16 protein-coding genes are annotated in these 20,884 nt (G+C 66.2%); 13 read left to right on the forward strand and 3 right to left on the reverse strand.

Annotated elements, in window-relative coordinates:
• The 3 genes from A5775_RS21945 to A5775_RS21955 all read right to left on the reverse strand — a co-directional run.
• The coding region (locus A5775_RS21945) for an AAA family ATPase (RefSeq protein WP_156660813.1) at positions 1-1,053 on the reverse strand (1,053 nt) is incomplete at its 3' end.
• 94 nt (positions 1,054-1,147) lie between these two features.
• Entirely contained in the window at positions 1,148-3,943 is a 2,796-nt protein-coding gene (locus tag A5775_RS21950; RefSeq protein WP_067257054.1) for a LuxR family transcriptional regulator, read from the reverse strand.
• A gap of 679 nt (positions 3,944-4,622) precedes the next feature.
• Complete coding sequence (locus tag A5775_RS21955; protein ID WP_082953125.1) at positions 4,623-7,322, reverse strand: LuxR family transcriptional regulator; 2,700 nt, start codon at positions 7,320-7,322, stop codon at positions 4,623-4,625.
• Positions 7,323-7,656: 334 nt separating this feature from the next.
• On the opposite strand from A5775_RS21955, the gene A5775_RS21960 reads away from it, so the two are divergent.
• The 13 genes from A5775_RS21960 to A5775_RS22020 all read left to right on the forward strand — a co-directional run bounded on the left by A5775_RS21960 (position 7,657) and on the right by A5775_RS22020 (position 20,832).
• Positions 7,657-9,438: a sigma-54-dependent Fis family transcriptional regulator gene (locus tag A5775_RS21960; protein ID WP_067257056.1), complete on the forward strand. Its 1,782-nt coding sequence runs from the start codon at positions 7,657-7,659 to the stop codon at positions 9,436-9,438.
• A 501-nt stretch (positions 9,439-9,939) separates the two neighbouring features.
• On the forward strand, positions 9,940-10,431 hold the full coding sequence (locus tag A5775_RS21965; protein WP_067257058.1) for a phosphoenolpyruvate carboxylase: 492 nt from the start codon (positions 9,940-9,942) through the stop codon (positions 10,429-10,431).
• Positions 10,432-10,936: 505 nt separating this feature from the next.
• Positions 10,937-11,989 (forward strand): alpha/beta hydrolase, encoded by a 1,053-nt coding sequence (locus tag A5775_RS21970; RefSeq protein ID WP_067257061.1) that lies wholly within the window; start codon positions 10,937-10,939, stop codon positions 11,987-11,989.
• A gap of 25 nt (positions 11,990-12,014) precedes the next feature.
• Positions 12,015-13,241, forward strand: a complete 1,227-nt coding sequence (locus A5775_RS21975) for a PPE family protein (protein ID WP_067257063.1) — start codon at positions 12,015-12,017, stop codon at positions 13,239-13,241.
• A 110-nt stretch (positions 13,242-13,351) separates the two neighbouring features.
• Positions 13,352-13,654, forward strand: a complete 303-nt coding sequence (locus A5775_RS21980) for a hypothetical protein (protein WP_067257066.1) — start codon at positions 13,352-13,354, stop codon at positions 13,652-13,654.
• Positions 13,654-14,574: an NADP-dependent oxidoreductase gene (locus A5775_RS21985; protein WP_067257068.1), complete on the forward strand. Its 921-nt coding sequence runs from the start codon at positions 13,654-13,656 to the stop codon at positions 14,572-14,574. The genes A5775_RS21980 and A5775_RS21985 overlap by 1 nt, the downstream gene beginning before the upstream one ends.
• Before the next feature lie 88 nt (positions 14,575-14,662).
• Entirely contained in the window at positions 14,663-15,097 is a 435-nt protein-coding gene (locus A5775_RS21990) for a cupin domain-containing protein (RefSeq protein ID WP_067257070.1), read from the forward strand.
• Positions 15,098-15,178: 81 nt separating this feature from the next.
• Positions 15,179-15,709 carry a hypothetical protein gene (locus tag A5775_RS25950; RefSeq protein ID WP_231995246.1) on the forward strand — a complete coding sequence of 177 codons (531 nt, stop codon included), beginning with the start codon at positions 15,179-15,181 and terminating at the stop codon, positions 15,707-15,709.
• A complete protein-coding gene (locus A5775_RS22000; protein WP_067257072.1) occupies positions 15,710-17,188 on the forward strand; it encodes an NAD(P)/FAD-dependent oxidoreductase in 1,479 nt (492 codons plus the stop codon).
• Positions 17,189-17,251: 63 nt separating this feature from the next.
• Positions 17,252-18,211 carry an NADP-dependent oxidoreductase gene (locus A5775_RS22005; protein ID WP_231995247.1) on the forward strand — a complete coding sequence of 320 codons (960 nt, stop codon included), beginning with the start codon at positions 17,252-17,254 and terminating at the stop codon, positions 18,209-18,211.
• Positions 18,212-18,243: 32 nt separating this feature from the next.
• The gene (locus A5775_RS22010) at positions 18,244-18,633 is read left to right on the forward strand and encodes a RidA family protein (protein WP_067257075.1); all 390 of its coding nucleotides are present in this window, start codon (positions 18,244-18,246) and stop codon (positions 18,631-18,633) included.
• Positions 18,630-19,295, forward strand: a complete 666-nt coding sequence (locus tag A5775_RS22015; protein WP_067257078.1) for a nitroreductase family protein — start codon at positions 18,630-18,632, stop codon at positions 19,293-19,295. The genes A5775_RS22010 and A5775_RS22015 overlap by 4 nt, the downstream gene beginning before the upstream one ends.
• A gap of 52 nt (positions 19,296-19,347) precedes the next feature.
• Positions 19,348-20,832, forward strand: coding sequence for an MFS transporter (locus tag A5775_RS22020; RefSeq protein ID WP_231995248.1), 1,485 nt, complete (start codon positions 19,348-19,350; stop codon positions 20,830-20,832).
• Positions 20,833-20,884 lie beyond the last annotated feature (52 nt).

Raw genomic sequence — 20,884 nt, forward strand, 5'->3', positions numbered from 1 at the left:
CGACTGCGGCAACGACTGGCGGGTGGCCTCGCGCAGCAAGTCGTGCCGAAACCTCAGTTGCTCACCGTCTTCGACGAAAAGATCCGCGCGCACCGCCTCCTCCAGCGCCGAGAGCAACGACGTCGGCGGCCGGCCCAGCATCGCGGCGAGCAAGCCGGCCGAAAACCGGTCCGGCAGTACTCCGGCCACCCGCACCACCTCCGAAGCACTATCGGAGAGCAGGTCCAGTCGCTGTTGCATACCGACACCCAGCCGCCGTGGCAACCCATCTCCAGTAGCCATTGCACGCCCACCGGAGAAATCGAGCCGACCCTCCTCGCCGAGTCCTCCGACCAGCTCGCTGACCAGAAACGGATTGCCGTGCGCCTTGGCGGCCAGATTCAGCAACGACACATCGGCTTGCGCCCGCACCGCGTCTTGAACCATGTCGGCGACCGCGTCCGGCGTCATGGCCGCCAGTCGCAAGAATGTGGCATTCGCGCGGTGCAGCACCGACAACGTCTCCTGCACCGCGGGCCCGCCGGCCCCGGTGCGGGCGGTCAGCACCCACAGCACCGCCGCATCCGGCCGCGCGGTGGGCAGCGAGCGCAGCGCCAACAGGGTGCCGTTATCGGCCCAGTGAATGTCCTCCAACACAATCACCAGCGGGGTCTGTGCGGCCGCCGCATGGATCGCGCCGGCCAGATCGTGCACCACCCAGTAGCGCAGATCGGCCGAGCCGCCTAGTTGGCGCAACGCCGCGGCGTCTCCCACCGGGGGATCGGCGTTCAGCGTCGCCATGAACAGCGAGAAGAATGGCACCGTCTGCTGATACTCGAACGCCTCGCCGAACAGGCTGCGTACCGCGGACTTGTCGGCCAGCGTCAACACCTCGGTGAGCAATCGACTCTTGCCGATGCCGGGCGGGCCCTCGATGACGAGTACGCCCCCGCGCCCCTGGGCCACTGCGGTAACGAGTGCGCCGAGCACGTGCAGCTCGTCGGCCCGCCCTCGAATCGTGGGCGTGACCAGGCGCTGGCCGCCGACGTCGAATAGCCCGGGTGAAGGCCCCATCGGGTGTCCTGCCTACCGTTTATTTACCGGACTTCCATTGCGGTGGACGTCATTGTAGGCATGCGGCCACGCCATCCGACCGATTTGCTGTCGATCAATCAGCGCCGCGCATGAGCTGCGCCAATTGGGCGCGGGAAGTGATGCCGAGCTTGGCGAACGCGTTGTGCACGTGGGTCTTGACGGTGTGGGGGGAGAGGTGCAGTTGCTGGGCAACGTCGCGGTTGGTCGCGCCCTGTGCAATCAGGTTGACGACCTTGAGCTCAGAGTCGGTGAGGCTGTCCCAGCCCGTTTTTGTCCGCGGGTGGGTGACGATGCGGCGTTCCGCGCCTAATCGGCGCAGCGCGCGGCCGACCCGGCGGGCATCGGCAAGCGCTTCGCACTCGATGTAGGTGTCGAATGCCGCGTTCAGCTGGTCGAGCGCCTCGGCGTTGCGCCGCGCGCGAGCCAGCTCGCCGCCGGCGTCCTCGGCAGCACTTGCGTAAAGAAGCGGACGCTCCGACGAGTGAAGCACCTCCGCGGCAGCCACCAATGCCTGGTCGTCACGCTCGAGGATCCCGCGGATGTGTTGCGCGACCGTTGCGAACAATCGAACGGCGGGCGGCTCGCGTTCGAGCGTGTCGACGGCGTCCAGGAGACGTGCGCGCAGGCCGGCATCACCGGCCGCCGACGCTACCCGTGCGGTCAAGGTCAGCTGATCCAACACCGTCGGCAAGAACGGGGTCACGAGCAGCGACGTGTCGCCGCCGAGCCAGCGCAGCGCTTCATGAACGTCGTCGCGCTGCCACGCCGCCAGTCCTAGCGCGCACGCCGCCCCGCGACGCACGGCAGGTGAACCGTTGATGTATGCATCGCGCGCCTCGCTCATCGTCTCTATCAACAACGTCCGATCGTCGGTGCGCGCCGCCACCTCGGCCAGGGTGAACATGCGCATCGCGGTGACGAAGGTCGATCCCGTTCGCTCGGGCGTGGGCAGCCGCTCGGTGGTGGCGCGGGCAGCCGAGAGCCGGCCCGCGGCCATCTGCACCACCCCCGTCGTCAGGGCCCAGATGTGAAGGGCCATGCCGTCACGTTCCCGCTGGGATTTCTCCGTGCAGTTCGCGATCAGCGTCGCGGCATCTTCCAGCCGTCCCACCACGGCAAGCAGGTTTGCCAAATGGCATGCGGCGAGGTTATGAGCGGTCATGTCGCCCGCGGGGGTCAGGGTTTGCAGTTCCTCAACGCGGTGCAGCGCGCGGCCCGGATATCCGTTCGCGCAGTCAAGGCAGGCAAGCGCGACGCCGGACAGAATGCTCGACTCGACATCGCCGGTGGTTGCGGCGGCGGCCGCCGCCTCGTCGGCTGCCGCGGTGTCCTGTCCGGGTAGGCCGTACATCGCCAGGTTGTACGCCAGCCACGCCCGGTGTCGCGCCCGGGTGACGTCGCTGAGATGGGGCATCTGAAGTGCGCGGCGGTTGTCTTCGATGTGTTGCGTCGTCGTATCAGTGATCGGCGTTCGGAGCCGGAGAAGAATCTCTGCCTCTTCTTCGGGCGCCAGGGCGGCAGACAGGGTGGCGCCGGCCAGCCTTTCCGCCTCCTCGTAGCGGGTGGCGCGATTGAGCAGCACGATCGTTTCCGCCACGAGTGGCCCGCGTCCTGGGTCCTGGGGGGGCTGGAGCTCCAACGCGCGCTTGCTCAAATCCGACGCAGCGCCCGGATCGCTATTGGCCACCGACTGAGCGGCTTGCCGGAGTGCGGCGATCGCGGCCTGATCGCCCACCTCCGCGCTGCGGGCGAGCTGGGTTGCGACCTCCTCGGGCGCCGCCCCCATGTCCAGCATGACGCTCGCCGATTGCCGCTCCATCGCCCGGCGTAGCGACTGGGGCAACGATTGTCGCGTCGCTTCGCGCAGCAGGTCGTGACGAAACCTCATGTGTTCACCGTCTTCGACGAGCAGGTCGGCATGGACTGCCTCTTCCACCGCCGATATCAGGGCGGCGGGTCGGCGCTCCAGCATCGCGGCGAGCAGCCGGGCCGTGAACCGGTCAGGCAGCACAGAGGCCACCCGCACGACTTGGCTCGCAGCGGGGGACAGATGGTCGAGTCGTTGCTGCATGGTGTCGCTGAGCCGTCGCGGCAACGCGTCTCCGTTGGCGGCCGCGCGGCCGCCGCTCACATCGAGCCGGCCCTCCTCGTCCAGTCCCCGCAGCAACTCCGTGAGCAGGAACGGATTGCCGTGCGCCTTGTCGGCCAGACTCAGTAGCGACGCATCCGCGTTGGCTCGTACGGCGTCTTGCACGACGTCGGCGACCGCGCTCGGTGTCATCGCCGTCAACCGCAGAAACCTGGCGCCCTCGCGTTCCAGCGCGGTCAGCGTCTGGTGGACCGCCGGACCGCCTGCGCCCGTTCGTGCGGTCAGCACCCACAGCACCGGGGCGTCCGGCCGCGTCGCGGCCAGCGACCGCAGCGCCAGCAGGGTGGCGTTATCGGCCCAGTGGACGTCCTCGAGGACGATCGCCAAGGGTGTTCGGGACGCGGCAGCATTTATCGCGGCCTGCAAATCGCGCACAACCCAGTAGCTAAGATCGGACGACGTGCCCAGGCGGCGCAAGCCTTCCGCATCGCCGACGGGGGGATCCGCGCGCAGGGTCGCCATGAACAGCGAGAAAAACGGTACCGTCTGCTGGTACTCGAAGGCCTCGCCGAATAGTGCCCGGACACCGGTCTTTTCGGCGAGCGCCAAGACCTCGGTCAGCAACCGGCTCTTCCCGATGCCCGGCGGCCCCTCGATGACCAGCACACCCCCGCGCCCTTGGGCGACCGCCGTCACCAGCGCGCCGATCAGCTCCAGCTCGCCCGCGCGGCCCCGGATCGGCGGTACGCGCACCTTCCCCGACTCGCTCGCGGTGCTCACGCGAGCCACCGCCCACCAACATGACGTGGGTGGGCGGAAGACCTCCAGAATGCGTTGTCCACGATTTTCGCCACCGTTAGCGTCGGCGGTCAGTGTAGGCGGGTTCGCGCGCCCCACCTGCTGTGGCGCACATTCGATTGGCCCATAGGCGTACTCAGTGATCTTCTCGCGATCCGCGTTCACGCTGTGCCCGCTCACGGTGTTCTCCTCTCTTGGCATCGACGTGTTTGGCTCCTGCCACTCATGACACCGCCGAACGCGGCTGGTGAGCGTCTCAAGATGAGGTGAATGAGCGTCTCAAAGTGAGACACCTGCGGGCGGGCTGAACGCCCATCGTCGTCTTCGCGCTTGATTTCCCGCGAAAGTGTCGGTTCGTCCGAGCACCGCCAGCCGACGACGCGGACTCGCCCCGTGATGTGATGCGCCGCGATACCACAGTTTCGACTGGGTATTCATCGTCTCGGCGATCTCCTTCGCAAAACCCTCGACGTCGGTGCAGTAGACAACTCGTCCCCCGTCTCGGGCAAGGAATGCGTCAATGAGACAAGGATGCGGCAGGGTGTTGCGGGTTCGCATCGGCCGATGCCTAGTCGGCGCAGCCAGCATGCTGACTAGCCGGTGGTAGCCGTCCGTCCGACTGGACGGGCAGCTTCCCGTTCGCGCGCATCGCTCGCAGGATTCAATGAAGCTGGCTGCGTGAGCTGATGCCGAGCTTGGTGAAGACTTTGCTGAGGTGATACTGGACGGTTTTGGCGCTGATGAAAAGGCGCACACCGATCTCGGGGTTGGTCAGACCTTCTGCGGCTAACCGCGCGACCTGTTGTTCCTGCGGCGTAAGTTGTGGGCCGCTCGGCGAAGCGGCGCGTTTGCGGGCGGTCTCCCCGGTGGCGAGCAGCTCGCGGTGGGCCCGCTCGGCGAAGGCTTCCATGCCCATCGCGTCAAACATGCCGTGGGCCGTGCGCAGTTGTGCCCTTGCGTCGGTGCGGCGGCGCTCTCGGCGCAGCCATTCTCCGTAGAGCAGATGCGTCCGGGCGAGTTCAGTGCGTATGCGGGTACGGCCCAGCCGTTCGATCGCCTCGCGGTACAACCGCTCAGCGTCGGCCGCGTCACTGATCAGCGCGCGAGATCGCGCCTCGACACCCAGCGCCCAATCCGTGCCACTGGCACCGGTCATCTCACAGAGCCTTGCGACGGCGCCGGCTGCTACGTCGAACGCACCGCTGCGCGCGGCGGCTTCGATGAGTTCGATGGTGGACCACGCCGACAGAGCAAGATCAGGCTGCTCGGCAGCGCGCAGGGCCGAGGCTACCGCGGCCTGAAACTTACCAATGCCGTTGTTGAGTACCGCCTCCGCCCACTCGGCGACGCTTAGCCACATTCCTTCACCACGTCGTACGACACCTCGTGCGGTGGCCTCGATCAATGCCGACGCCTCAACCTGGTTGCCGCAGAACGCGGCCAGGCTCATCGCGGGATCTGTTGCGAGGCTGTCGCCGGTCGCTTCCGTCACGGTCTTCAATTCGTGATGGAGGGCTCCCGCGGCGGCGAGTTCACCGGCCAAGGTGAGCATCACGGCACGAGAACTGAGTGCTAGCGGCAGCTCAGCCAGCGCGCCTGCCGAACGGCCAAGCTCGAGGTGGCGCCTCGAAACTGCATCCCAGCTTTCGTCATCCCACAGATGTAAGGCGGCGATACCGGCAAGCCACAGAAATTGTTGCTGTTCATGTAATGGGTCGCGGCGGGCGGCGCTGACAGCGCGGGTCAAGGTCGGCACGCCCGCCGCATAACCATCGGTGAAGTTCGCGACGAACCCGTCGAGAAGAAGGTCCGCGAGGGTGGGAGCCGACGGTCGGGGCGACGTCTTCGCCGCGCGTGCGACCTCCAAGACGCCGCCGCCTACCGCTAATCGGCCGGCGAATACCGCCGCCTGTAGGGCGTGCAGATAAGTCGTGCGAGACATAGCAGCATTGATTGACTCGAACCGCCCGGCTGCCTTGAGCAACAGCGGCGGGGCGTCGCTGCCCCTGCCGGTGACGTAGGCGTGCTGGGCGCGGATGAGGTCGAGGCGGGCACTCTGGTGATCGCTGAGCGGGCCGCCCTCGGCAATCGCTAGCAGACTGAGTGCAGCGTCGAAAGCGCCCGCCTCGAGATTGGCTGATGCCGCGGCGAGCGCCCGCTCGGCCCGCAGCCCGGGATCGATGGTCAGCATCGTTGATCGCTCGAGAAAGGCAGCCACTGCTGCCAGACCGCCGCGTGCCCGGGCGCGGCCGGCCGAGCGCTCGAGCTCGTCGGCGACGTCCGCGTCGGGTCCCTCGGTTGCTTGGGCGCGATGCCACACGCGCCGGTCGGGGTCGATGTCCTGATCTGTCGCCGTCGCCAACGCTTGGTGTGCTAGCTGCCTTTGCCGAGTGGGCGCGGACTGGTAGATCGCAGAACGGACGAGCGGATGACGGAACCGCACCCGGGTGCCGAACTGGGCCAGCCCGGCCTCGGCTGCCGGTGTGGCAGCATCGGTGCCGATATCTAATGTGGCCGCCGCCCGCCACAACAGCGTCGGATCACCCAGCGGTTCGGCCGCCGCCAGCAGCAACAGGCGGCCGGTCTGTTCGGGGAGGGCCTGCACCTCACGCCGAAAGCTTTCCTCCACGGCCGCCGTCAACGGCGCGGCGCCGGGTAATCCGAACCCGCCGGCGAGTTCACGGGCACCGAATCTGCGCGGCAGCTCCACCAAGGCCAGTGGGTTACCCCGCGTCTCGGCGACGAACCGGTCGCGAACCTGCTCATCGAGCCCGGCGGTCAGTACCGAATCCAGCAATGCACGCGCATCGGCTTCCCGCAACCCCTTCAGCTGCACTTGCGGCAGCGTGGGCAAGTCGGTAGCGGGCACACGGCTCGCGAAGACCATGCCCGTCGGCTCGGCGCCGCGCCGACGCGCTACAAACGAAAGAGCCTGTACAGATGCGTGATCCAGCCATTGCAGGTCATCGATCAGACACAGCACGGGCTGCTCATCGGCGACATCGCAAAACAGGCTCAACACTGCCAGCCCGATCACCAGCCGATCCGGAGCCTGGCCCGCGCTCATCCCGAATGCGCTGCTCAGTGCGTCACGCTGCGGTGCAGGAAGATTTCCGAGGCGACCCAGCATCGGTGCGCACACCTGGTGCAGCGCGGCGTAGGCAAGCTCGACCTCGGACTCCACACCCGTGGCCCGGAACAAGCGAAAGCCCTCGGCCCGCTCGGCGACATACTCCATCAACGCCGACTTGCCGATGCCCGCCTCGCCGTGCAGGACCAGCACCCGACTTTGCCCAGCCCGCACATCCCGCAGCACTCCATCCAGCACGCGGCGCTCGTCAACGCGGTCGATCAACTCCATTGCATGCAGATGGTCGCATCTTCATCGCGTTGCCACCAGTTCATCGCCCGACTGGCAAGATTATTTTCAGATCAGTCGCGCTGTGGTTGCTGGGAGATGGTCGAGGCGACCCCACAGCGGTACGCGGCTGATGCAGCGCCGCGTATGCAAGGCCCATCGCGGACTTGAGGGCCATTGTCCGCAGCTCGGAGAACAAGGTCTGCAGCAAACTGCGGGCGGCGATAGCCTTGGGGATGTCGTGCGCGACGATCTACCGCAAGATGAGGGATTACGGCATCGTGTTATCTGCCGAAATAAGTATGGTGACCGCGAAGCAGAGTCGAGGTAGTTAAGGATGGGTTCGCGGGCGGGGTGTGCGACCGACCTCGCGCGGGCCAGGGAGAAAATCCTGTCCGTCGAGTCCCTTGACGAGGCGCGCGAACTCGATGAGGACATTCTCCGGCCCAGCGTCGTGGAATCCTGGCGCCGGTCTCAGGCCCTGCACGTTCACCCCGACCGGGTCGTGCTGCCCTTCGTGCGCGAACCCAATCGGGACTCGCGGTTGGCCCGCGCGGCCGCGCCGGTGCTGCAGCGCGTCACCGATGACCTGGCCGCGCAAGGCGTCAGCGTTGTCCTGACATCAACTGACGGCGTGGTGGTTGAAAGGACCGCCGCGGACGTGGCCATCCTCAACGCGTTGGACACGGTGAGCCTCGCGCCGGGGTACAGCTTGGCTGAAGAGGTGGCGGGCACCAACGGGATTGGCACCGCACTGGAAACCGGCCGGCCCGCCTTCATCGGTGGCGGCGAGCACTACGTCGCTATGTTCACCGGTTTCGCGTGCGCGGGTTCGCCGATCCGTGATCCCATAACGCACAGACTGATCGGCGCCGTGAATCTGAGTTGCCTTGCCGACCAATCCGATCCGCTGCTGCTCGCGCTGGCCGCCAGCACTGGTCGGCACATCGAGGATCGCCTGCGGACGGTGGCTCATGAGAGTGAGACCGCGCTTTTGGAAGCTTATCTGCAGCAGGCACGGCGATCTTCGAGCGGCGTGCTCGCGATCGGTGGCGATGTGGTGTTGATGAACCCGTATCTGCGGCACGCGCTCGACGGAAACGAGCAAGCCGCCGTGCTCGAACACGCCTCGGATCTGCTCACGTCCACGCTGTCGGGCACGGTGCTGGCTGTTCTTTCTCGCGGGCGCGTCGCCAAGATCTCTGCCGCCGACCGGTCGACGACAGCCGGACGCGCCAACGTCGTTTTTCACGTCGACGTTTCCGCCGAGACCGGCTTGCATCCGTCTCAAACCGGCCACTCGGTGCACGTTCGTATTCCAGGCCTGGCAGGTCGTAACAGCGCCTGGCTGAGCTGCTGTCAGCAGGTGCGGCAATGCTGTCGCGACCGAGAATGGGTGATGCTCGAGGGAGAGAAAGGATCCGGTCGGGCAAAGCTGGCGCAAGCCGTGGGGCAGGAAGTGAAGCGGGGCCGAACGGTTCGTGTGATGCGTGCCGAAACATTTGCCAGCGCAGCGTCTTTCGTTGCAGAGCTGGCGACACTGTCCGGTGATCAGGACTTCGCAGTGGTGCTCGCCGACGTGGACGACATCGACAAGGACACGCTCGAAGCGATCAGCTCGATGCTCGCCACGCGCGCAGGCCGAGGCTGGATCGCGGCGACCAAAAGCTCCGCGGCTCCCTCGGCACCGGTCAAGCAGCTGTTGCCGCTGTTCACCCACAGCGTCACTGTGCCGGCGCTGCGACACAGGATCGACGACCTCGAGGAGTTGGTGCCGCTCCTGCTCCGCGAGCTCACCCGGGGGGCCGATGTAGCGCTGGCGCCCGACGCCATGCGCCACCTCAGCAGGCTGCCCTGGCCGGGCAACGTTTCGCAGCTGCGGTCGGTTCTGACCGAAACCGTTGCCCGTCAACGATCGGGCATCATCAGCGCCGACAAGTTGCCCCCGGAGTGCCGGTCCGTCACGCGGCGGAAGCTGACCCAAATGGAAGCCCTCGAGCGCGACGCCATTGTCCGTAGCCTGCAAGACAACGGCGGCAACAAACAAGAGGCGGCTCGCGCCTTGGGAATGTCGCGGGCAACCATCTACCGCAAGATCAACGACTACGGCATCGCATAACACCCCACGCTTTTCGGCCCAAACGCATTGGCCCACAATCATCATCGCGAATCGCGTGGCCCTCGTCGTTTAGCCCCACAAGCTCCCGATAGCCAAAGCGGGGGATCGCCGCTCGCGCCGCAACCCTCCGTGGCAACCTGACGAGCGGTTGGCCGCTTCCGACTCGCACCGCACGGCCGCTTCGCTCTAGGCTGCCGATTCTCGGACGACCACGCGATGCCGCCCGAATTAGCCACCGCTAGCGACATTTTGATCGGCAGGCGTGCGATTTCCGAAATCCTAGGCAAATCACCCGGGTGAATCAGTTTGTCGGGTGATGACCACTCATCCCACACCGGTTGATGCTGGCTTAACACCTCACAAGCGGGCGGTACGTTGAGCCGCCGATAACCGGATCCGCGTTCGGGTCCGCATGAGCGAGCAACGGGTCGCAATGACGGTGGGCAACCTTGCTGCGTTGATCGCCCCGGGGGCCCATCACCACAAATCGGAGAAAACCAGATGACGCATCGCCAATTTCAACGATCGCCCGCCGAATACGGCCCCCGCGCCGCGCGGACACCATGGCTGCTGCATCGAATGCGGGATGTCGCCGCCTCCGCGCGGCGTTGGGGGTACCGGAAAGGGGGTGGCGCGACCGACCCCGTTCCGGCGATCGAGGATCAAATTCACGCACTGCAACCCATCTGCAGTGCCCAGCGGGTGTCGACCGGCTTTGTTTGCGGTGCGCCGGCGGTGGCGATCGCCGAGATACACGCCGTCGATGGCTGCGACCACATGGGGCTGAGCCCGGACGGCGACCTCGTCGAGACACTCTGTCAAGCCTGCCTGGACACCCTGCGCTGGGCGATGGCGGCCTACGTGGGCGACAAGCGCGAGATGGCGTCCCGATGTGGCACCCACCCGGTGTGCATCACCTGCGGGCGTCCCACTGGATACCTGCGCAGTGTCTTCACTGTGCGCGGGTTCGGGCCCGAGGCGCTGACACCATGACCCGACTACGCATCGCGTCCCTGTTTCTGGCTGTCGTGGCCGGGGATTACGCCGCCCTCACGTTGATCTATGGCCAGCTAACCGATTTCGGCGCCTCCGCCGCCGTTTGTGCGGGGTCTGCGGGCACAGCGGGGCTGGTCGCCCGTGCCGACAACCGACGCCGCCGCGCGGTGGCGCGGGGACGCGCGGCTGTCTGGCAGCGCCGTGATGAACAGGCCACGACCGGCGCAGACCAGCAGTGCCCGTCGTGCGGGGGTACGCGCCAACAATTAAGCGAATCGCCCAGATTCGTTGACCGGCAGGTCAGCCTCTTATGCCGGGCGTGCGGGCCGGCCCTCAACTCAGGGCCGACATGATGAGCCTCGCGCCGGTCTCAACGCCGGTTCTGGACGCTGGGCAACGCAAACGCGTGCGCCGATGGACAGCGGGCCCCGCCCTGGCGTCAGGGTGCATCCGGTTGCGGTGGCGTGGGGCACCCTTGTGACGTCGGCGTGGAGGTGTTGACATGAGCGCACCCGCCACCGCGTCGCATTCGTCGCGCCCCGGCCTCACAGCACCCAGGGCACGAAAAGCTCGGCGGTCCCCGTTTCGCGCGAACGCCGTCGTTGACGTCATCCAGGACGGTCCGAGCATGGCCGGGCGCATCGCCTGGCTGAGTGCCCGGCTGATGATCCGGCCCACGTTGAGTGTCGGCAGCTACCTGCCCGCGGCACCGTGGCCATGGGGCGTCGTCGAGGTTGCCGCCCGTGGCATCGCGCCGGCTCCAGGCACGGTGCGCGTCGGAATCGGGCTGGCGCATTGCACCGCGCAGCTTGTCCGTGCCGCCGGAGTGTTACCGGCCGACGGCACCCACCGGGTCGTGCTGTATATGCACGGCGGGGCCTTCCTCACCTGCGGCGCCTACTCGCACGGCCGACTGGTGAGCATGCTGTCGGGTTTCGCCGACAGCCCCGTGCTGGTGCCCAATTACCGCAAAATTCCCAAACATTCGATCACCGACGCGATCGACGACTGCTACGACGGCTACTCGTGGCTGCGCCAAAAAGGTTATGAGCCCGACCAGATCGTGCTGGCCGGCGATTCCGCGGGCGGCTACCTGGCGCTGGCGCTGGCTCAGCGCCTGCTCGAGTGCGGTGAGCGGCCCGCCGCGCTGGTGGCCATGTCACCGCTGCTGCAACTTGCCACACAACCCAAAAGGACCCACCCCAACATCGGCTCGGACGCGATGTTTCCGCCCAGGGCATTCGACGCCGTCCACGGCTTGATCACCCGCGCCGCAGCACACCGCAACGCCAACGGGCATGCCGACTCGCTCTACGAGCCGCTCGATCACATCCAACCCGGCCTGCCACCCACGTTGATCCATGTGTCGGGTTGCGAGGTGTTGCTCCACGATGCGCACCTGGCGGCCCGACGACTGGCGGCCGCCGGTGTGCCGGTCGAAGTGCAAGTATGGCCGGGCCAAATCCATGTGTTTCAAATCGCCGCGCCGATGATCCCGGAAGCCACCCGCTCACTGCGCCAGATTGGCCGCTACATCCGCGAAGTGACCGGATAGCCAAGGGATCTAGAGGTTTTCGAAGATGGATTTCGGGGCGTTGCCACCAGAAATCAACTCCGGCCGCATGTATGCCGGCCCCGGCTGCGGATCGATGCTGGTTGCCGCAGCGGCCTGGGGCGGGCTGGCCGCCGACCTGCAATTCGTGGCGGCCTCCTACGGGTCGGTGATTTCGGGCCTGGCCGGCGCAGCATGGCTGGGCGCCGCGTCGGTGGCGATGACGGCCGCCGCCGCGCCCTACGTGGCGTGGTTGACGATGACAGCTGACCTCTGCGAGCAGACCGCCACCCAGGCCGGGGCCGCCGCAGCCGCCTACGACGCCGCGTTTGCGATGACGGTGCCCCCACCCATGGTCGCGGCCAACCGCGCGCAGCTGATGGCGTTGATCGCGACAAACTTTCTGGGCCAAAATATCCCGGCAATCGCGGCCACCGAAGCCGAGTACGGCGAAATGTGGGCCCAGGATGCCGCGGCGATGTATGCGTACGCCGCCGCATCCGCTGCCGCTTCGGCGTTACCTGCGTTTACCTCGCCCCCGCCCACCACAAATCCGGCCGGGGTCGCCGGCCAGGTTGCCGCGGTCGCCCACGCCAGCGCCACGTCAGCCGGCGGCACCCAGACCATCATGTCGACGGGCTCGCGGCTGCTCTCCGCCGTGCCCGATGCACTTCAGGGGCTTACGCTGCCCGCACCGGCCGCTGCCGCCGCACTCCCATCGTTCTTGCAATTGCTGAGCTTGCTGAGCCCGGTGAACCTGGCCGTCTCGTCGGCGGCGACAGGCATCACGTCGACGGGCACCGCCGGGTCATATACGGGGTTGGGATATGCGGTGCACTACGACGCAGACGGTGCCAGCAAGACGGATGCCATACTGCAGCGTTTGGGGGCGGCTCCGGAAGGGTCAGGACCAGGCGTACGCGTGTCATTGGGTTCGGCAGACTTGGGGGCAGGCAACGGTGCGCCGCCTGGATTGCCGGCGGGTTTAGGCCGGGCCTACTCGATTGGCGGGCTGTCGGTGCCGCCGAGCTGGACTGCAGCCGCCCCGCCGATCAGGAGCGTCTCGGTAGCGGGGCCGAACACTCTCTCCGGTGCTGCCCCGACGGTTTTGGCAGCGATCCCAGAAGACCTGCTCAACGAAATGCTTCTGGCGGGCCTGGCGGTGCGCGGCATCGGCGGTAATGCCGCTCGGGGCCGGCCCAGGGTCACCATCACCGTCACGCAGCACCCACCGGATAGCGAAAACGGGCGTTGACTCCGCGACGGCGGCGGCAGAGGCCCCGGACCACGTCTGCCACCCCCGATGCCTCTCGATCCGCCCAGCGATGGCTACGTACTCACCCGGGTGAATTGGCTTGCCGGGTGATGACGACTCACCCCGCGTCGGTGGATGCTGATCGGCAGCTGGCGAGCGGAGGGAAAGTGCAGCCAACGATGTACGAGATCTGCATTCGAGGCCGCGTGACCGAGCGGCTCGGGTCCGCATTAGAAGGAATGCGCCTCGAGGCCGGTGCGACCGACACCGCGTTCACTGGTGAAATCCGCGACCAGTCACAGCTTTACGGACTCCTCGACCGGGTCCGTGATCTGGGCCTCGAGCTCGTCAGCGTACAGCCGACGCTCGCAGCCGACCCCGCGGCAACACCTCGCATCAGGAAGGATCTGTAATGCAAGCCATTACTGTTTCAGATCGTAATGCCGGTGTAGCCGGCCTGTCGTTGACCGACCTACCCTACCCCCAGGCGGCCGACAACGAGGTCATCGTGCGGGTGCACGCCGCGGGTTTCACGCGCGGCGAGCTTGACTGGCCACACACCTGGATCGACCGCGCGGGTCGTGACCGGACACCGAGTGTGCCCGGCCACGAGCTGTCGGGGGTCGTGGTTGAGTTAGGGTATGGCACAACCCTTTTGAGCGTCGGCCAGCGGGTGTTCGGGCTCACCGACTGGGCTCGCAATGGTTCGCTCGCGGAGTACACGGCCGTGGAAGCCCGTAATCTCGCCCCGCTGCCGATGGACATCGACCATACTGTGGCCGCGGCGCTGCCGATCTCTGGACTGGCTGCCTGGCAGGGTCTGTTCGATCACGGCCGCCTCGCCGCGGGGCAAACGGTTCTTATTCACGGCGCCACAGGTGGGGTCGGGTCGATCGCGGTGCAGCTCGCTCGCGAGGTCGGCGCGCGTGTCATTGGCACCGGCCGGGCCGCAGACCGGGACCGGGCCGGGAAGCTCGGCGTCCACACCTTCCTCGACCTGGAGACCGAAAAGCTGGAGGACGCAGGCGAAGTGGACGTGGTGTTTGACGTGATCGGCGGAGACATCCTGGCCCGCTCGGCGGCTGTTGTGCGGCCCGGCGGAACGCTGGTCACCATCGCCGAGCCGCCGAAGACCCTGCCGAGCGATGGGCGGGCAGTTTTCTTCCTTGTCGAAGCCGATCGTGACCGGCTCGCAGACCTCGCCGCCCGAGTACGGGACGGACGCCTCGCACCGGTGGTGGGTGCGGTGCTGCCACTCGCCGATGCCGCCGCGGCATTCGCCCCCGGAGAGCGCATCGCCGGCAAGACGATCCTGCGGGTCGCCGAGGACTGAAAAGGAGACTCGGCAGCCGCACGGGTCACCCCAAATCGTGCGATCACGTCGGCTAGTCGCCAAGACATCCCATGGGAAGGCGGCCAAAATGGCCCTCAAAGTACCACTCGCCGCGCTGACGGTTGCGGTGATGTTCGCGCCTGGGGCATGCGCCCAGCCGACGCCACAGCACTCGGATCAAAAGCCGGTGGTGCGCCCAGTCTTCAATCAATCAACCAATGTCCCGGGCAAATCACTCGAGGCAGTGACCGTCAGCTATCCGCCCGGGGCCAAAAGCGGAGCTCACCACCACGCGAAATCGGCGTTCATCATGGCCTACGTGATCTCCGGAGCGATCCGCAGTCAGGTCGAAGGTGAGCCGGCACGCGTCTATCACCCCGGCGAGACGTGGAGTGAAGCCCCGGGCGCGCACCACACGATCAGTGAAAATGCCAGCGCCACTGAACCCGCTGAATTGCTGGCGGTCTTCCTGATCGATAGCGGAGACGGCCCGCTCACCATGGACGACAACGCGAAAAGATGAGGCAGCGCGTCAATCGACGGAAAGTGTTCGTACCGTTCGACATTCACAATCTGACAACATTCCGATTTTCGGGAGAAGTCCATGCGCATCCCTGATCCGATCCGAGTTGTCCGGATGGCATTGCGATTCTCGCTCGCGGCGGCCTTTCTGTCCGCTGTTGCCGACCGATTCGGCTGGTGGGAACCGTTCGGACAGGGGAGCTGGGGGAGCATTGGCCGCTTCGCCGACTACACCCACCAGCTTGTCCCGTTTGCTTCTGGATGGTTATTGACCGTCATCGTGTGGGTTGCCACCGCCACCGAAGCGACCCTGGGAGTCCTGCTTATCGCGGGCTGGTGGCCGAAATTCGTTGGGGCTGCGACTTGCTTGGTGCTCATAATATTTGGAACGGCGATGGCCGTATCTCTCGGGATTGAAGCACCGCTGAGCTACAGCGTCTTCTCCGCGGCGAGTGCGGCCGCGGCCTACGCGATACTCGGCACGACATCGCCGTCACGCACCACTGTCCCTCATTCAGTCCGGAAACTTCCAACCGTCGTGAGCCGGCTCGTTGTGACCGGTGAGTCTCGCCCAAACACAGTTGGACGTACCGAGCTTCGGATACGAGGGTAGATGAAAGCTGGTAAAGACTTCGACGTGATCGTCGTGGGTGGCGGTGTGGGCGGTGTTGCCGCCGTGCGAAAGCTTGCGTCCGTGGGCCTTTCAGTGGCGCTCGTTGAGGATCGCCTGGTCGGTGGGGAGTGTCATTACTGGGGTTGCAACCCTAGCAAAACGCTGCTTCGCCCGATCGAGGTGTTCAATCTCGCGAAGGCGGTCCCTGGTGTGCGAGAGGCTATTTCGGGCAACGGATTGGACGTTGCGGCCGTCTTCGCGAAACGCGACGCGATCATCGAGAATCTCTCGGACCAAGACCGAATAGCCTCACTGCGCGAAGCCGGCGTAGCAGTGTTTCATGGGGTCTGCCGGTTGAGCGGCGAACGAACAGTGCGGGTGGCCTACGCCCTGGGGGATACCACCGAAGCGGTCTTGACTGCACGCCACGCGGTCGTGCTGGCCACCGGCACTCGTCCTCACGTGCCGGAGATACGCGGGTTGGCGCAAGCACGCCCGTGGACCAATCGGGACGTGACGACGATGACAGAGGTGCCACCTCGCGCGCTGGTGGTGGGCGCCGGCCCCGTCGGTGTCGAATTCGCGACCATCCTGACCGGATTAGGCTCCGCCGTAACACTTCTGGTGCGTGGGAGCACCCTTCTTCCTAACTGCGAACCTGAAGCTCGCGAGCTGGTCGCGCAGTCGCTGCGAAGCAAGGGCGTCACGATTCACTTTGAGACAGAGTTGTCGGCGGTCGCGCGCCCTACGGCGGGCGGGCCCGTCACGGCAACTTTTGACCGTCAGACCATCGAGGTAGACGAACTCATCCTGGCCGCCGGACGGCGCACCAATACCGACAATATCGGACTGGAAACCCTTGGCCTGCCAAGCGGCGGGTTCGTTGCCGTGAATGACCATCTCCAGGCGGTCGGTGTCGTAGGCGACTGGCTCTACGCACTGGGAGATACCACCGGGCGGGCTCGGCTGTCTCATATCTCCACCTACCATGGCCGCCTCGTGGCCGACATCATCGCGGCCCGGGCGGTGGGGCGAGAACTGTCCGAGAACGAGTTGACTGCCCACGATGCCGGCAGCGTTGCACAGGTCATCTTCACTGAGCCTCAAGTGGCCTGGGTTGGGCGCACGGAAAGTCGAGCCCGCGCGGAAGGGTTCGCGGTACGGACGCGAACGGCCCATTACCCCGGCACACTGTCATTCCTGACCCTCTTCAGGGAGGGCTTCCAAGGATGGGCGAAGTTGGTCATCGATGCCGAGACCAACACTTTGCTCGGAGCGACATTCGTCGGCCCGGAGTTCTCGGAACTGGTTCAAGCAGCCACCCTGGCCATCGTCGCGAAGGTCCCAGTCAGTCTCCTACGCCACGCTGTCGCGCCACACCCGACGGTCAACCAGGTCTGGGATCTGCTAGTCGCCCAAGAGTCCGAACTTGCCCCGTTGCAAAACGACGCGGCGCAGGAAGCACAGAAGACCGCTTAGCGAATCGCGTTATCTGTCAAACCCGTCACCTCGAGCCGTGAGAGGAACCACGATGACCCACGAGTGGCCGGTCGTCTCACCGTGACCATGCTGGTAGCGGGGGTCCGCACGCTCGGCGGCCATGTGGAGATGCTGGAACTGGACGACCCGCGACCGTTGGCGGCCGACGAGGTCCTCATCGACATTCGCGGCGCCGGGGTTGGCAACTGGGACAACATCGTTCGTTACGGCGGCTGGGACGTGGGCACCAGGCCGCCGCTGGCGCTCGGCGTCGAGGCCGCCGGGGTCATCGAGGCCGTCGGTGCCCACACGAGCGGTTTCAAGGTAGGCGATGAGGTGTTGTGCCACCCGGTGCCGCTCCGCGACCAGGGCACGTGGGCGCCGGTTGTGATCGCACCCGTTGCATCGCTCGCCCACAAACCGCCCGAGATTCCATGGGAGACCGCAGCGATCTTTCCGGTGCCGGCGTTGACTGCCGAGCAGGTGGTCGGCGAGGCATTGGCCCTGCGTGCTGGAGAAACGTTACTCGTTCATGGTGCGGGCGGAATCACCGGCGGGCTCATCGTCCAGCTGGCCGCCCTGCGCGGGGTCGATGTGCTCGCCACCGCCGGGCCGCGCAGCGCCGACCGGGTCCGCGCGCACGGCGCCCGCGACGTAATCGACTACCGCGATCCGCTGTGGCCCCAACACGCAAGGGCGTTGGCAAGCTCCATCGACGCCGTCGCCAACGCCGCGCCGGGGGGTGCTGCCGCGGCAATGACTGCGCTGGCCGACGGTGGTCGGCTGGCCACCATCACCCCCGACCCACCCGCATCCGCCCGCGGGATCGGCGTGACCGCGGTTTACGTCCGTTCCGACGGAGCTCAACTCGGCCGGCTGACCGCGCTGCTCGCGTCGCGCCGGTTGAGCATGCCGACCCCGCGTGTCTGCGGCCTGGATCAGGCCGCCGCCGCCCTCGCGCATGTCGTCGCAGGCCACGAGGCCCGCGGAGTCGTCATCACCAAAGACATCTCACCAAGTTAGCCAAAAAACCTCACACCCCCCAAGGAGTCTCGATGAGCACCATTACCCCGATCCTCACCGGAGTGGCCGACCACATCGGACACTACGCCGATGCGGTTGCCGTATCCGGCGGCGGCACACAGATTTTCGTCTCCGGAACGCCCGGGTTGCGCGAAGACGGCTCCGTCCCTGAGGACTTCACCGACGAAGCGCGGCAGTGCTGGGCCAACGTCGAAACCGCACTCGGCAAGGCCGGCGCCACGCTCACCGACATTGTCTACATGCGCCAATGGCTCACCAGCCGCGACAATGTGTCCGCCTACCTGGCGGTGAGCAAAGAGATCATCCACCACGAACCCGCCGCGATGTTCAGCATCATCGACGGGCTGGTGTGGCCCAACATCCGCGTGGAAGTCGAAGTCATCGCCATCCTGCCGGCATGAGCGATTACCCCATCGTCGACTTGTCCACCGACGAACTGCTGACCACGACCCGATCGGTGCGCAAACGTCTTGATTTGACCAAACCTGTTCCCATCGGCCTGATCCGGGAATGCCTGGAGATCGCGGTGCAGGCACCGACGTCGGGCAACGTGCAGAACGGGAGCTTCATCATCGTCACCGATGCCGAACAGCGTCGCGCGATCGCCGATGTGTACCGCCGCACATGGGACTTGATCGCCGCGTCCCCTTTCGCGGTCGCCGATCGGTTCAAAGGCGACCCCGCGCGTAATCGCGAGCAGCGCAAAGTGTCCGACAGTGCGGCGTATCTCGCCGAGCACATCGGCGAGGTCCCTGTCTTGATAATCCCGTGCGTCGAGGTCATCGACGGTGACGGCAAGCTGACGGGCGAAAACGCCAACCAGTATTGGAGTTCGATCATGCCCGCCACGTGGAGCTACATGCTCGCCGCGCGTTCTCGGGGCCTGGGAACCACGTGGACCGGGGTGACCATCATGGCCGACGAAGAGATGCGGGCCATCCTCGGGCTGCCCGACAACGTCTATCACGCCACCACCATCCCCACCGCCTACTACACGGGCACGACCTTCCGTCGTGCAAAACGGATTCCGCTCGACAATGTGGTGCATTTCGACCGATGGTGAGCCGCAATGGGTCTGGCGCCCAGTCATCGTCACGCGGCGAAGGGCCCCCGCAGTGACGTTGCGCGACGCGGCACCGACCAGTCGCGCCATGGTGGTCGCGGTGATGGTGTCGATGGTCGCGTTCCTCGACTCCACGGTGATCAATCTGGCTTTGCCGGCCATCGAGCACGACCTCGGCGGCGGCCTGGCGTCGCAGCAATGGATCATTGACGGCTACCTGTTGGCGATGGCGGCCGCGATTCTGCCCGGTGGGTCCATCTCGGATATGTTCGGACGCGTTCCGGTGATGCGATTCGGGCTGCTGACTTTCGGGGCGGGCTCGGTTCTGGCTGCGGTTGCAGCCTCGCCCGCCATGCTCATCATCGCCCGCCTCATCCAAGGCGTGGGTGCCGCGTTCCTGGTACCGGGTTCGCTTTCGCTGATCAACACGGTCTTCGACAAAGCGCACCGGTCCGCGGCGATCGGCGTCTGGACCGGCTGGACCGGGACCGCCTTCGCGTTGGGTCCCCTGCTGGGCGGAATGTTCGTCGATTTCCTTGGCTGGCGTTGGATTTTCGTATTGTCAGCGATCCCCATGGCGGTCGGGTACGCGCTGACATTCTGGCTGTGCCCAACGTCGGGGCGGGTCGAAGGCGCCCGTGTCGATACCGCGGGGGTGGGCTTGTCGGCGGTAGGGCTGGCCGCGACCGTGTATGCGTTGATCGAATCGCAACGCGATGGCTGGACCGACCCGCTGGTCGTCACGCCATTGGTGATCGGGATTGCCGCGCTCGCCGGCTTCGTCACCTGGCAGCACCGCAGCAGCTACCCGATGCTTCCGTTGTCGCTGTTCACCTCTCGCAACTTCACTGCCGCCAACCTGGTCACCGCGTTCGTCTACGGCGCGTTGACGCTGGGCTCGCTGGCCGTCGCCCTCTACACCCAAGAAGTCGGTGGCTACTCAGCCACCGCGGCCGGACTGGCCACCCTGCCGATTCCGGCGCTGTCGTTCGTGCTGGCCCGTCATGTCGGCCGCATCGCCGCCCGGGTGGGACCACGCGCGTTTCTGATTGCCGGGCCCGCGCTGGCGGGGGCGGGTCTACTGCTGATCCGCCCGAAACCCAATGGATTCCACGCGATCACCGACCTGGTACCCGGGATGACAGTGCTGGCGATCGGGCTGGTTGCGACTATCACACCGCTGACGTCGGTGATGCTGGTCTCGGTGCCGACCGAACACAGCGGCCTGGCATCGGCGATCAACAACGCCGTCTCGCGGCTGGCCGCGCTGATGTCGATCGGGTCCATAGGCTTGATCACCGTCGGCGCGGCGAGCGCCGCCGGATTCGCCCACGTGTTGGAAGTGAGCGCCGCACTATTCGCACTGGGCGCGTTGTGCGCCGCGCTGTTGATCACCAATCCTCCCGGCGGGTGCCAACCTGTCTCATGCGACATCGCAGCGTTGTGCCGCGACCGGCCCGGTGTGCAGCCCGCCCTGGCCAGCAGTCCCTCGACCGCGACTGAGCCATCCCCCCCGCAGGGAGGTACCTCAACGTGACACAACAAGTGGGAGGAAAAGATGACAGCAGCACCCTTACCGTCCGGAGCCC

Source organism: Mycobacterium sp. 852002-10029_SCH5224772, from assembly GCF_001667315.1.
In the GTDB taxonomy this organism is placed as follows: Bacteria; Actinomycetota; Actinomycetes; order Mycobacteriales; family Mycobacteriaceae; genus Mycobacterium.

Coding starts and splice junctions, on each gene's coding strand:
- A5775_RS22010 (WP_067257075.1), top strand. CDS start 18,244: ATGAGCACCATTACCCCGATCCTCACCGGAGTGGCCGACCACATCGGA.
- A5775_RS21975 (WP_067257063.1), top strand. CDS start 12,015: ATGGATTTCGGGGCGTTGCCACCAGAAATCAACTCCGGCCGCATGTAT.
- A5775_RS21970 (WP_067257061.1), top strand. CDS start 10,937: ATGAGCGCACCCGCCACCGCGTCGCATTCGTCGCGCCCCGGCCTCACA.
- A5775_RS22015 (WP_067257078.1), top strand. CDS start 18,630: ATGAGCGATTACCCCATCGTCGACTTGTCCACCGACGAACTGCTGACC.
- A5775_RS25950 (WP_231995246.1), top strand. CDS start 15,179: ATGCGCATCCCTGATCCGATCCGAGTTGTCCGGATGGCATTGCGATTC.
- A5775_RS21955 (WP_082953125.1), bottom strand. CDS start 7,322: ATGGAGTTGATCGACCGCGTTGACGAGCGCCGCGTGCTGGATGGAGTG.
- A5775_RS21960 (WP_067257056.1), top strand. CDS start 7,657: ATGGGTTCGCGGGCGGGGTGTGCGACCGACCTCGCGCGGGCCAGGGAG.
- A5775_RS21985 (WP_067257068.1), top strand. CDS start 13,654: ATGCAAGCCATTACTGTTTCAGATCGTAATGCCGGTGTAGCCGGCCTG.
- A5775_RS21980 (WP_067257066.1), top strand. CDS start 13,352: ATGACGACTCACCCCGCGTCGGTGGATGCTGATCGGCAGCTGGCGAGC.
- A5775_RS22000 (WP_067257072.1), top strand. CDS start 15,710: ATGAAAGCTGGTAAAGACTTCGACGTGATCGTCGTGGGTGGCGGTGTG.
- A5775_RS21990 (WP_067257070.1), top strand. CDS start 14,663: ATGGCCCTCAAAGTACCACTCGCCGCGCTGACGGTTGCGGTGATGTTC.
- A5775_RS21965 (WP_067257058.1), top strand. CDS start 9,940: ATGACGCATCGCCAATTTCAACGATCGCCCGCCGAATACGGCCCCCGC.